General features: G+C 33.3%; 9 protein-coding genes. 3 read left to right on the top strand and 6 right to left on the bottom strand.

What is annotated here, in order from left to right; genetic code table 11:
- Nucleotides 1–39: 39 nt before the first annotated feature.
- The 5 genes from uvrA to IW20_RS22890 form a co-directional block, all read right to left on the bottom strand.
- The gene (gene uvrA / locus IW20_RS22910; RefSeq protein WP_035628112.1) at nt 40–2871 is read right to left on the bottom strand and encodes an excinuclease ABC subunit UvrA; all 2832 of its coding nucleotides are present in this window, start codon (nt 2869–2871) and stop codon (nt 40–42) included.
- 473 nt (nt 2872–3344) lie between these two features.
- Nucleotides 3345–4298: a Fic family protein gene (locus tag IW20_RS22905; RefSeq protein WP_035628110.1), complete on the bottom strand. Its 954-nt coding sequence runs from the start codon at nt 4296–4298 to the stop codon at nt 3345–3347.
- Between the two features lie 62 nt (nt 4299–4360).
- Entirely contained in the window at nt 4361–6145 is a 1785-nt protein-coding gene (locus tag IW20_RS22900; protein WP_035628108.1) for a chloride channel protein, read from the bottom strand.
- 129 nt (nt 6146–6274) lie between these two features.
- Complete coding sequence (ggt, locus tag IW20_RS22895; protein WP_035628106.1) at nt 6275–7960, bottom strand: gamma-glutamyltransferase; 1686 nt, start codon at nt 7958–7960, stop codon at nt 6275–6277.
- Nucleotides 7957–8541, bottom strand: coding sequence for an acyl carrier protein phosphodiesterase (locus IW20_RS22890; RefSeq protein ID WP_035628104.1), 585 nt, complete (start codon nt 8539–8541; stop codon nt 7957–7959). Before IW20_RS22890 ends, ggt begins: the two co-directional genes overlap by 4 nt.
- Before the next feature lie 189 nt (nt 8542–8730).
- On the opposite strand from IW20_RS22890, the gene glmM reads away from it, so the two are divergent.
- On the top strand, nt 8731–10119 hold the full coding sequence (gene glmM, locus IW20_RS22885; RefSeq protein WP_035628103.1) for a phosphoglucosamine mutase: 1389 nt from the start codon (nt 8731–8733) through the stop codon (nt 10117–10119).
- A gap of 64 nt (nt 10120–10183) precedes the next feature.
- Here the strand turns inward: glmM and IW20_RS22880 are convergent, their stop codons facing one another.
- Nucleotides 10184–11053, bottom strand: a complete 870-nt coding sequence (locus tag IW20_RS22880; protein ID WP_035628102.1) for a lysophospholipid acyltransferase family protein — start codon at nt 11051–11053, stop codon at nt 10184–10186.
- Between the two features lie 114 nt (nt 11054–11167).
- On the opposite strand from IW20_RS22880, the gene IW20_RS22875 reads away from it, so the two are divergent.
- Together IW20_RS22875 and IW20_RS22870 are read left to right on the top strand one after the other, a co-directional pair.
- Nucleotides 11168–11806, top strand: coding sequence for a rhomboid family intramembrane serine protease (locus IW20_RS22875; protein WP_035628101.1), 639 nt, complete (start codon nt 11168–11170; stop codon nt 11804–11806).
- Nucleotides 11807–11856: 50 nt separating this feature from the next.
- Nucleotides 11857–12549 (top strand): SIMPL domain-containing protein, encoded by a 693-nt coding sequence (locus IW20_RS22870; protein WP_035628171.1) that lies wholly within the window; start codon nt 11857–11859, stop codon nt 12547–12549.
- The last annotated feature ends 438 nt before the right edge of the window (nt 12550–12987 follow it).

Here is a 12987-nt window from a genome sequence, read left to right as displayed (position 1 = left end):
TTGTCAACTCTATTTTACCCTAAAGCGGGGCGCAATATACTAAGATAATTCTTTTTTCAAAAACTGCGCTGTATAACTTTTCTTATTTTTGATTATTTCTTCAGGAGTTCCTTTTGCAACAAGCTGTCCACCACCTTTTCCGCCTTCAGGACCAATATCAATAATATAATCGGCAAGTTTTATAACATCCATATTATGCTCGATAATCAAGATTGTATTTCCTTTATCAACCAGTTTATTAATTACATCCATAAGAACTCTGATATCTTCAAAATGTAATCCTGTTGTAGGTTCGTCAAGAATATAAAACGTGTTTCCGGTATCTTTTTTAGATAATTCCCCAGCAAGTTTAATACGTTGTGCTTCACCACCAGATAACGTTGTACTTTGTTGCCCAAGCGTAATATAACCTAAGCCAACATCCTGTATAGTTTTTACTTTTCTATAAATCTTCGGAATATTCTCAAAAAACGGAACTGCTTCATCAACAGTCATATTCAAGACATCCGAAATAGATTTTCCTTTATAACGTATTTCAAGAGTTTCTCTGTTAAAACGTTTTCCTTGGCAAGTTTCACATTCTACATAAACATCAGGCAAGAAATTCATTTCGATAGTTCTCACACCCGAACCTTCACAAGTTTCGCAACGACCGCCTTTTACATTAAAGCTAAAACGACCCGCTTTATACCCACGAATCATACTTTCGGAAGTCATCGTAAACAGATTTCTTATTTCTGTAAAAACTTCAGTATATGTTGCTGGATTCGAACGAGGAGTTCGTCCAATCGGACTTTGGTCAATATCGATAACTTTATCAATATGTTCTAAACCTTCTATTTTTTTATACGGTTGCGGTTTCTTTACGCCATTAAAATAATAAGCGTTAAGAATAGGGTAAAGCGTTTCGTTAATTAATGTCGACTTTCCACTTCCAGAAACTCCCGTAACACAAATCATTTTTCCTAAAGGCAATTCAATCGAAACATTCTTTAGGTTATTTCCTGTAGCTCCAGTAAGTTTTAAAAACTTTCCATTTCCTTCACGACGTTTTGCAGGAATTTCGAGTTTCATTTCTCCATTCATGTACATAGCCGTTATGGTATGGTGCTGTAGAATTTCCTCTGGAGTTCCTTTGCTAATAATTTCCCCGCCAAATTTCCCTGCTTTCGGACCAATATCAATTACATAATCGGCACGTTCTATCATGTCTTTGTCGTGTTCTACAACAATAACCGAGTTCCCAATATCACGTAATTGCTCAAGAGAATGAATTAATTTTTCATTATCCCTTTGGTGCAAACCAATACTTGGCTCATCCAGAATGTATAATACACCAACTAATTGCGAACCAATTTGAGTTGCCAATCGAATACGCTGAGCTTCACCACCCGAAAGAGATTTCGAACTTCGGCTTAAAGCCAAATAATTTAACCCCACATTCATAAGGAAGTTCAAACGGTCTTTTATTTCTTTAACAACCTCCGAAGCAATCAAAAGTTGTTTGTCTGATAAATGACTATTTAAGTCCAAGAACCATGCAGTCAAATCAGATATATCCATATCACACAATTCGGTGATATTCTTTTCGTTTATTTTAAAAAATAAAGCCTCTTTCTTTAATCTGGAACCATGACATTCCGGACATTTTACTTCGTCCATAAAGTCTTTCGCCCAACGTTTTATTGTAGTCGAAGCACTTTCGTCATGTTGACTTTTGATGAAATTTGATATTCCTTCAAAATCTATTTTGTAATCACGTGCAACACCTAAATCTTTAGAGTTAACAGTAAATTTATCTTTTCCACCATGCAAAATCATATTCATGGCTTCGGTAGAAATTTTTTCGATAGGATCGGTAATTTTAAAACCAAACTTCTCACCAATAACTTCTAGTTGTTTAAAAATCCATGACGATTTGTATTCGCCAAGCGGAACAAATCCACCAGCTTTTATAGATAACTTAGGATTAGGAATTATTTTTTTAACATTGATTTCATTTACAGTTCCCAATCCGTTACAATGCGGACAAGCTCCTTTTGGGGAGTTGAAAGAAAATAAATTCGGCTCCGGATTTTGGTATGATATCCCTGTAGATGGGCACATTAAGTTACGACTGAAATAGCGTACTTCATTTGTATCTTGATCCAGAATCATCAATACATTTTCACCATGATGCATTGCCGTATTGATGCTTTCTGCTAATCGCTTCTGATTATCAGGAGTGTCTTCAATTACCATTCTGTCTACAACAATCTCTATATCATGCGTTTTATAACGGTCTAGTTTCATGCCCGAAACTAAATCCTGTACTTCGCCATTAACACGAACTTTTAAAAATCCTTGTTTGGTTATTTGTTGGAAAAGTTCGGCATAATGACCCTTACGAGCTTTAATTACAGGAGCAAGAATATTGATGCGCTTGCCATTAAAATCATGAATAATTAAATCCTTAATTTGCTCATCACTATAACTCACCATTTTTTCGCCCGTATTATAACTATAGGCATCAGCGCCTCTCGCATATAATAAACGAAGGAAATCATAAATTTCGGTAATTGTTCCAACGGTAGAACGCGGGCTTTTACTGGTAGTTTTTTGTTCGATAGCAATTACAGGCGAAAGTCCGTCGATTTTATCAACATCAGGACGTTCCAAACCACCTAAAAACTGTCTGGCATAAGCCGAAAAAGTTTCTACATAACGACGCTGTCCTTCGGCATAGATAGTATCAAATGCCAAAGAAGATTTCCCCGAACCTGATAAACCAGTAATTACGACCAGTTTTTCACGAGGAATAGAAATATCGATGTTTTTTAGGTTGTGAACTCTTGCGCCAAGAACTTCAATAGTATTATTTGTATCCGACATAGTTTTTGCAAAAAAGCAAAGTTACCATTTTGATTTGTTCTTTTGATATAACACTATAGAAGTTTGTGTTAAAATAGATTATGGATAAAATTAATTTACTGTTATATAATGTTCATCTAGAAATACTGATTTAATGTACGTTTCGATAAAATAGAACACAGATAAAGCGGATTTAATATATGTACCGTTAAGATAGAACGCGGATAAAACAGATTCGCTATCGCGAAAACGCGGATAAAAACAGATTTTAATAAGTTTATGAAAAATCAGTTTTTATCCGCGTCTTTACGAAGTAAATCCGTTTCATCCGCGTCCCATTACGCGTACAGAACAATACTGTGGTACTTTTGTTTGTCCTGTAGTAATAGACGAAAAAAAACTTATAAAAAATCAGTTTTTATCCGCGTCTTTACAAAGTAAATCCGTTTTATCCACGTTCCATTACGCGCACAGAAAAAGTCAACTTAAATAAGTTAACGTTTTCTTTTGCGAGTTAAAATATAATCATCAATGGCTTCTTTGGTAGTGTACCAATTTCGCCCTTCTTTATAAGCATCAATCTTTCCTTTTCTAGCCAATAAGCTTACATATTCCTGACCGTAAGGTGCACTTGGCTCACTTACAATATCAGATATTGTTTGGTATTCGGTTTCGTTGCCAGGCATTGCGTTTAGGTAAATATTAAGTGTTCTTTCTAGCGCTTGACTCATTAATAGTATCATCTTTTGATAATTACCATTATTAGCCTGATTGAGCGCCTCGTAATATTTTTTTCTATCATTTTTGAGGATAATAGCTGGTGGAAAACCACAACGCATTAATAACAAATTCATACTCAAGCGGACTGTACGACCGTTACCATCAAAAAAGGGATGAATCCAAACAAATTTATGATGAAAAATTGCTGCCAACTCAATATCATTTAAGCCTAACGGATTTGTATTTATAAAATCAATTAATTCATCAAGATAGTCAGAAACTTTATTAGCATTTTGGGGCATAAAATTAGCTCCCGAAATACGAACACCGCCATTACGGATACGTCCTGCAAAATCATCTTCGATAGAACGTAAGACCAATCCATGAAGAGAAAGAATATCTATGCTTCGTAGTTTATAATCATCACTTACAATTGAATATAAATAATCAATAGCTTTGTCATGGTTATGAGTTTCAAAATGCTCTCGAAGCGATTTTCCTTTTATAGTTATACCTTCTTGTATTACCATTTGGGTTTCTCGTAAACTCATAGTATTGCCTTCGATACTATTAGAGTTGTATGTCCATTCTATCGATAAGCTTTCGCGAATTTTATGCAAAGCAATGTTGGGCAATGGTCTGCTGGCTTGCAAATCTTGTCTTTTTTGGTAGAGTCTCTCAAATGTTGATTGAAATTCTGTTCTATATGTTAAGTCTATATTCCACATAATACCCAAAGGTACGTCTTATTATCGGATAACTCTTATTTTTAACCTATCCGATATTAAGCTTATTCTATTGTCATAGATCTTAATTTAGTTCTGTAAGCTTCTAAAGCTATAGATTTGGAGATGAAACCGTAGTATTTTCCGTTTCTTATTACTGGTAAAAATGCCACTTTAGATTCTTCAAACTTATTCATCACTGTTTCCATGCTATCTATTGAGGAAATAGTTGCCGGAGGAGTTTTCATGACATCTTTAATCAAAGTATATTTTACTCGGTAAACATTAAATATAATCTCTCGAATATCATTAAAATGTACGATTCCTGCCAATTCCTCCTCTTTATTTACTACAGCAAATACGACTTGGTTAGAATGCGAGATGTAATCGACTAATTTGCTAAGATGTTCATCTGGAGAAACAGTTAGATAATCTGTTTGTATAATAGAGTCAATTTCTAAAGTCGATAAAATATTAGAATCTTTATTACTGGTAAAAGCATGACCTTTTTTGGCTAAACCTTTTACGTCAAGCGAATACTTCTCGAAACGTTTAGAAATAGCAAAACTTATAGACGAAACAATCATAAGAGGAATCATTAAACTATATCCACCTGTAATTTCTGCAATCAAGAAAATTGCTGTAAGAGGTGCATGAAACAATCCGCTTAATATCCCTGCCATTCCCACCATGGTAAAATTACTAATAGGCAATTTTGAAAGTCCGATTAGGGTAACAAATTTTGAAAAGAAATAACCTAAATAAGAACCTAAAAATAAAGAAGGAGCAAAGTTACCTCCGTTACCACCACTACCAATAGTTAAACCAGATGCAAAAACTTTTACCATCATGGTACATCCAACAAAAAGTAACAAAACCCATTGGTTGTTTCTAAAGCTTGCAAATAAGGTATTATCTAATAATTTTCCAGGATCACTTTCGGATAAGGTTTTTATACTTTCATATCCTTCACCAAATAGGGTAGGAAAAATGAAAATTAAAATTGCCAACATCGACGAACCAAATAAGGCTTTTTTATAAGGACTTAATTTTAGTTTAGAAAAATAATGCTCTATTCTCTGGAAATTTCGAGCATAATAAACAGCTATAAAACCTGTTAATACACCTAAAAGAGCATAAAACGGAATGTTATGATAATCGAAAGTTTGTTGTTGTTTAAAATTTAACAAAACACTTTCATCCAAAACTATTGCAGAAACTAAAGCACCAGTCGCAGCCGAAATCATAATTGGTGTAAATGCCGATATACTTACATCGACCAATAAAACTTCGATAGCAAAAAGAACTCCAGCAATTGGCGCATTAAACGCTGCGGCAATTCCAGCAGCAACACCACAACCTATAAGTAAAGTTCTATCCTTATAAGGTAATCTATAATTTTGGGCATAATTAGATCCAAACGCAGCTCCTGTAACCACAATCGGGCTTTCTAAACCAGCAGATCCACCAAGACCAACAGTAAGAGAGCTTGTAATAATTTGGGCATACATTTGTTTTTTAGGTATAATACTCGCTTTCTTAGCAACAGTATATAATATTTGAGAAGTACCTTTTTCAATCGTTCCTCCTAAAACTCTTTTTACAACAAAAACAGTAAGTAAAATACCAATAATAGGTAGGATACTATTAATGAAACTTAATTTTAAAATACCATTAATGTAAGTAGCAAACGAAAATACGCTGTGAGCAAAAGTTTTTAAAACAATTACAGCAAAGGCGCATGAAATACCAACCAAAACACTAGACAAGAATATAAATTGCTTTTGCGTCAATACAGATTGCAACATGGCAATAATCGATTCGAATCTCCGGATGTATTTTTTTAACATTATGTTTTAAAAAAGTTATGTATATAGTGCAAATTTAGCTTTTAGAACCCAAATTATATAATTTTAAAGCTGTTAATCTCTCGAAAGTGATTAACAGCTTTAAAAAAAGTGCTTTTATATGTTGTTAAATTAAAAACCTACTGCAGCATCATCTCCACGAAAATCAGCTCCACCTTCTAGACTTTTATTTGGTAAAACCAAAATAGCATCTACTTTTCCAATTACAGGAGCATTTTTTTCATTAACGATATAACTTTTAGATTTTAAATATTCAAGTGTTTTCGAATCAAAAGCTTTTGGTTCAAAACTAATGTTGTCTGGTAACCATTGGTGATGAAAACGAGGAGCATTTACAGCTTCCTGCATGCTAAGATTATATTCATATACATTTAAGATAGTTTGTAAAACCGATGTAATAATTGTAGAGCCACCAGGAGTTCCAACAACCATAAATAAGTTACCATTTTTCTCAACGATTGTAGGAGACATAGAGCTTAACATTCTTTTTTGAGGAGCAATACTATTAGCTTCGTTCCCTACTAATCCAAACATATTAGGTTCACCAGGTTTAACACTAAAATCATCCATTTCGTTGTTTAAGAAAAAGCCTAATTCGTCACAATAATATTTAGAACCATAAGCATCGTTAATTGTTGTAGTTGCAGCAACAGCATTACCAAATTGATCTACGATAGAATAATGTGTTGTTTCAGTACTTTCGCTATATTTTACTTCTCCATGTTTTACATCCGATGATAAAGTAGCTTTGTCAAAACTAAAAGTTGACATTCTTTGTTTTAAATAATCATCAGAAAGTAATCCTTTTAATGGGATTTTTACAAAATCAGGATCGCCTAAAAAGTAGCTTCTATCAGCATAAGCTCTTCTCTCAGCTTCTACAATTACCTGAATTGCTTCTGGCGAATTATGTCCCATTTTTTCTAAATCATAAGGTTCGATCATTTTAAATATTTGTGCCAAACAAATTCCGCCACTACTAGGAGGGGACATCGAAGTAATTTTTAAATCTTTATAATTAAAAGTTAAAGGTTTTCTCCATTTTACTTCATACGAAGCTAAATCTTTCATAGAGATAATACCACCTCTTTTGTTAAGGTAATCAACTAATATTTTAGCAGTTTTGCCTTTGTAAAATTCATCACGACCATTTTTTTGAATTCGTTTTAAAGTTTCAGCAAGAGCATTGTATTTTATAGTGTCATTTTCTTTATATACAGTGGCTAACAAAGTATTCTTACCGTTTCTTTCTATAAATACATCTCGGTATTCATTTAAATGTTTTTCTTCTTTTTTGGTTACAACTACACCTCTTTCTGCTAATGCAATAACAGGTTCTAGAATTGTAGCCATTGGTAAAGAACCAAATTTTTTGTGTACTGCAAAAACTCCTGCAACAGTTCCAGGTATTCCAATAGCTAGAGCAGTTCCTGTACTTTTTCCTTTAATAACGTTTCCATCTTTATCAAGAAACATATCTTTAGTAGCTTTTAAAGGCGCTTTTTCTCTATAATCAATAGATCCAACCTCTCCATTTGCTTTTCGGTACACCATAAAGCCCCCACCGCCAATATTTCCGGCGTACGGAAAGGCCACGGCCAATGCTAATTCGGTAGCGACCATCGCATCAAATGCATTTCCTCCTTTTTTCATGATGTCGGAACCAATTTTTGATGCTTCAGCTCGTGCCGAGACAACCATTGCTTTGCTCGTAACTAATCCTGTTGGTTGGTTAGTTGCATTTTGGGCAAAAGAAGTAAGAGAGATAAAATAGCATAAAAAGGCAATCTTTTTCATAATGAAAGTAATTTGTGATTAACATGTTGTTTTAATTCTTCAAAAAATTCAGTGAATTCAGCTTCAAATTCAGAATAGAATTCTTTTAATTCCGTTGTAGCGAATTGCATTTTTGAAGTGTTTTTTGTTCTGCGATCCATCTGAGTCAGGATATGATTAATCCCTTCGACGGTTTGGTAGCTTACCAACCAATTTTCTTGAAACATAATCGGCATTATACGTTGTGTCTTTTCAGATAAAATATCATGATTTTCAGTCAAAGAGTCATAAAATCTCTTAACAAAATCATCAAGTTTTTCATCAGAATATACGTTCCAGTTTTTGGCTAAGAAATGATCGTAAAAAACATCAATGATTACACCAGCATAATGATGGTATTTTTCATGAAGTTTTTTGGTGCTTTTTCTAAACACAGGATGAGCATCGGTATAAGTATCTATGGCACGATGCAAAATAATGCCTTTTTGAACTTCTGCAGGAAAACTTTCAAATTGTTTCCCCCGAATTCCATCGGCCATAAAATTGCCAATTTTAATCAAATCATTATCGCCAGAAAGGTATATATGAGCTAGGAAATTCATTTTTATAGGAGTTACTAAGGTTCTAAAAAGAGAAGGCGCTAAGTTTGCTCATGTAAAAGTATAAAAACTTTTCAACTCATTTGCCTAAAAACAGAATGCTTTAGTCACTTTTTTTAAATCTTGGCTTTTTATTCTCTTACTTACTCGGCAACTTTTTTATATTTGTAGCTATAACCATAACTCAATATAATGACTTTAATAAAATCGATATCAGGGATAAGAGGAACAATTGGTGGTAAAGTAGGGGACAATCTTACTCCAGTTGATGCAGTGAAATTTGCTTCGGCCTACGGAACTTTCCTTAAAAATAATATTAAAAAAGAAAAACTAACAGTAGTAATTGGTCGTGATGCAAGAATTTCAGGTCCGATGATTCATAACTTAGTTGTAAATACATTAGTAGGATTAGGAATTAATGTAATAGATCTAGGTCTTTCAACAACACCAACTGTAGAAGTTGCTGTTCCTTTAGAGAAAGCCGATGGAGGAATAATACTTACTGCATCACATAATCCAAAACAATGGAATGCATTAAAATTATTAAACGAAAAAGGAGAATTTCTTAATGGAGCAGAAGGAGCAAAAATTTTAGAAATTGCCGAAGCAGAAGCTTTTGATTTCTCAGATGTAGATAGCTTAGGCGAAGTTATATCGAATGATGCTTATATGGATATTCATATCGACGAGGTTTTAAATTTGCCTTTAGTAGATGTTGAAGCGGTAAAAGCAGCAAAATTTAAAGTTGTTGTAGATGGCGTGAATTCTTCAGGAGGAATAATTATCCCAAAATTATTAGAATTAATGGGCGTTGAAGTCGTGAAATTATATTGCGAACCAAACGGACATTTTCCTCATAACCCAGAACCATTAAAAGAACACCTTACAGATATCTCTGAATTAGTTGTAAAAGAAAAAGCTCATTTAGGAGTAGTGGTAGATCCAGATGTAGATCGTTTGGCATTTATCTGCGAAGACGGAGAGATGTTTGGCGAAGAATATACCTTAGTTGCTTGTGCAGATTATGTTTTGAGTAAAACACCAGGAAACACAGTTTCTAATATGTCATCATCTCGTGCTTTAAGAGATGTTACAGTTTCTCATGGCGGAAAATATGAAGCTAGTGCAGTAGGAGAAGTGAACGTAGTAGAGTTGATGAAAAAAAACAATGCTATTATAGGAGGAGAAGGAAATGGAGGAATTATTTATCCAGAATCTCACTACGGAAGAGATAGTTTGGTAGGAGTTGCATTGTTCTTAACGCATTTGGCAAACAAAAAAATGACCGTTTCGGCTTTGCGTGCGTCATATCCAGAATACTATATGAGCAAGAATAAAATCGAATTAACACCGCAAATTGATGTTGATGCGATTCTAGTTGCAATGACAGAGAAATATAAAAATGAAGATATTACAACTATCGATGGGGTGAAAATTGATTTTGCTACAGAGTGGGTACATTTAAGAAAGTCAAATACAGAGCCAATTATTCGTATTTATACCGAAGCACCTTCTCAAGAAAAAGCAGATGTTCTTGCTTTAAGAATCATAGATGAAATAAAAGCAATCGCAGGAATTTAATTTTTGTGATAAAAAGGAATAAAAAATGCCCGAAATTAGATTTCGGGCATTTTTGTTTTATAAATTATCTTCTGTGTTTCCATCTTTTATGAGTCCATAAATAATATTCAGGAGCTTCTAGAATTTGTTTTTCAACTTCTTTTAGATAAGTATGAGTGATTTCAAAACCATCCGCTTTTTTTGGGGTATCGCAAATAGGGATAAAAGTAGCTTCGTAATATCCGCGTTTTACTTTTTTTACCTTCACAAATAAAACACTTAGATTATATTTTCTAGCTAGCATTTCGGCACCAGTATGTACAGGAACTTCAATTCCCATAAAAGTATCCCAATGAAAAGCCCTGTCTAGTTTTGGAGATTGATCACTCGCTAAACCATACATACTTAAAATACCATCTCTTTGGTTTTGTGCCATAAGAGGGATTATTTTTTTAGTTTCGACTAGTTCAGCATCGTACTTCGAACGAATTTTTCTCACCAACTTATCAAAATATGGATTTACAATTTTTTTGTAAACACCAATTCCTCTAAATTTTATTTGAGCATTCAAGGTTAATAGCCATTCCCAGCTTGCATAATGAGAAGCAACAAGAACGACACTTTTGCCTTTTTCTTCGTATTCTTTTATAAGTTCAATATTGGTTAAGACAAAACGTCTGCGCATTTCTTCAGGAGAAATAGTCATTGTTTTTATCATCTCCAAAAACATATCGCACATATGTTGGTAAAACTTCTTTTCAATCGTTTTTCTTTCTTTGTCAGTAAGATGCGGTAAAGCAAGTGCTAGATTTTCCTTAACCGTTTTTCTTCGGTATCTAACCAAGTAGTAAATGATGAAATAAACAACATCAGAAAATAAATAAAAAATAGGAAAAGGAAGTATAGATATAATCCAAAGTAATGGATATGCCATTATATAAACGAGGAATTGCATGCAGTTTTATTTTTTTACAAATATAACTCAAAAATGGATAACGTATATATTTTAATCAGTAAGTGTGATTTCTGAGAGAATGACTATATTTACAATTCATAATAAATATAGTATATGAATACCATTTTGATAGGAATAATTGTTGCCAATGTTTTAGTTAGTTATAAAGGATTTAACGATCTTTCTTTTTTTAGAAAATATGAATTTCATGTAGGAAGCATACGTTCGGGAGAACAAATAAGAATGTTGACATCAGGTTTCTTACATGTAGATATGATGCATTTAATTTTTAATATGTTGACGCTTTGTTTTTTTGCTCCAGATGTAATAAATTACTTAGGAGCAGTTTCATTTCTTTTGATTTATTTTGGAAGTTTAATTTTTGGAAATTTATTAACGATGTTGTTTCATAAAAACGATTATAGTTATCGTGCAGTAGGGGCTTCAGGAGCAGTAACAGGAGTTTTGTATTCAGCTATTTTACTTTTCCCAAATAGCGAAGTTGGTCTTTATTTTGTTATTCCGATGCCTGCTTTTGTTTTTGGAATCTTCTATTTGTTATATTCTATATACGGGATGAAAGCTAAAAATGATAATATTGGTCATACAGCACATTTTGGAGGTGCAATAGGAGGTTATTTAATTACTTTAACAAAAGAACCTTCTTTATTTTATGATCACAGCCTTACGGTTATTCTGTTAGCTATGCCAATTGTTATACTTTTTGTGATGGCTAAGCTCGGAAAACTATAATGGCACAACTTTTGAAAAGGAATAATAAAAAACAATTAAATAATACAAATATGAAAAAAGTAGCTCTATTTTTAACCCTTATGTTTATGACTATGTCTTATGCTCAAGAAACCAAACAAATTCCTCAAATTAGTGTATCAGGAGAAGGAAAAGTAAAAGTTGTTCCAGATCAGGCAACAATTTTAGCAACAATCGAAACTAAAGGAAGTAATGCTAAAGATGTAAAAAAGCAAAACGACCAGAAAATGGATGCTGTTTTAAAATTCATAAAAAAAATGAATATTCCAACGGCTGATTTTAAAACAAAACAAGTTGCGTTAAATCCACAATATGATTATGAAAAAAAGAAACATAATTATAACGCTACACAAACAGTTGAAATCTCGTTGAAAGATTTAACAAAGTATGATGAGTTAATGGAAGGTTTAGTTGATCAAGGAATCAATCGTATCGATGGAGTTACTTTCGAATCTTCAAAATTAGCACAACATGAGTCAGAGGCTAGAAAATTAGCTATAAAAGATGCAAAGTCTAAAGCAGAAGATTATGTTTCAGTTTTAGGGCAAAAAGTAGGTAAAGCAATAGTTATTTCAGATAACTCACAAGCATACCGTCCACAACCTATGTATGCAGCTATGAAATCGATGGCTATGGATAGTGCAGGAGCAGCATCAAATGAAACGCTTGCGATTGGAGAGATAGAAATTGTATCAAATGTAAGTGTGAGTTTTATTTTAGAATAAATAGAATCCTCAAGATAGTAGATCCTGTCATTTATAAAATGACGGGATTTTTTGTTTAACGGTATTCTCTAAAAAAGCTTTCTTTTTAATATCTATATATAAGGTGTAATCTCGTCTTTATATATAAGAGTAGGTGGAATCGGTTAGATGGTATTGTTATGAGTTCTGTAGATAACTTATTTGAGTTATTCATAAGTGGCTACTATATTATATTAGCCTCTTTTTTATGACCTTATATATAGGAGCGATATATTGTTATACTATATAGGAGAAGCTTTTTTGGGAGCTATTTCCTGCTATGCGCTTCAATCTTGTCCTTTTTAAAGAAAAAAGGCCAAGGATTTCCGCTTCTATCAGGGCTAGGGGCGACAAAATCCAGTAGTAACACTATATTAAAGACAGTAAAAGCAACTTTGCGCCTTCGCGACTTTGCGAGAA

The organism is Flavobacterium hydatis (assembly GCF_000737695.1).
GTDB lineage: Bacteria > Bacteroidota > Bacteroidia > Flavobacteriales > Flavobacteriaceae > Flavobacterium > Flavobacterium hydatis.
The sequence above is the reverse complement of the archived record's forward strand: the minus strand, read 5'-3'. Positions and strand labels throughout refer to the sequence as shown.

What these genes read in the sequence shown, in the direction of transcription:
- IW20_RS22875 (WP_035628101.1), top strand. Translation starts at nt 11,168, where the DNA reads ATGAATACCATTTTGATAGGAATAATTGTTGCCAATGTTTTAGTTAGT.
- ggt (WP_035628106.1), bottom strand. Translation starts at nt 7,960, where the DNA reads ATGAAAAAGATTGCCTTTTTATGCTATTTTATCTCTCTTACTTCTTTT.
- IW20_RS22890 (WP_035628104.1), bottom strand. Translation starts at nt 8,541, where the DNA reads ATGAATTTCCTAGCTCATATATACCTTTCTGGCGATAATGATTTGATT.
- uvrA (WP_035628112.1), bottom strand. Translation starts at nt 2,871, where the DNA reads ATGTCGGATACAAATAATACTATTGAAGTTCTTGGCGCAAGAGTTCAC.
- IW20_RS22870 (WP_035628171.1), top strand. Translation starts at nt 11,857, where the DNA reads ATGAAAAAAGTAGCTCTATTTTTAACCCTTATGTTTATGACTATGTCT.
- glmM (WP_035628103.1), top strand. Translation starts at nt 8,731, where the DNA reads ATGACTTTAATAAAATCGATATCAGGGATAAGAGGAACAATTGGTGGT.
- IW20_RS22905 (WP_035628110.1), bottom strand. Translation starts at nt 4,298, where the DNA reads ATGTGGAATATAGACTTAACATATAGAACAGAATTTCAATCAACATTT.
- IW20_RS22880 (WP_035628102.1), bottom strand. Translation starts at nt 11,053, where the DNA reads ATGCAATTCCTCGTTTATATAATGGCATATCCATTACTTTGGATTATA.
- IW20_RS22900 (WP_035628108.1), bottom strand. Translation starts at nt 6,145, where the DNA reads ATGTTAAAAAAATACATCCGGAGATTCGAATCGATTATTGCCATGTTG.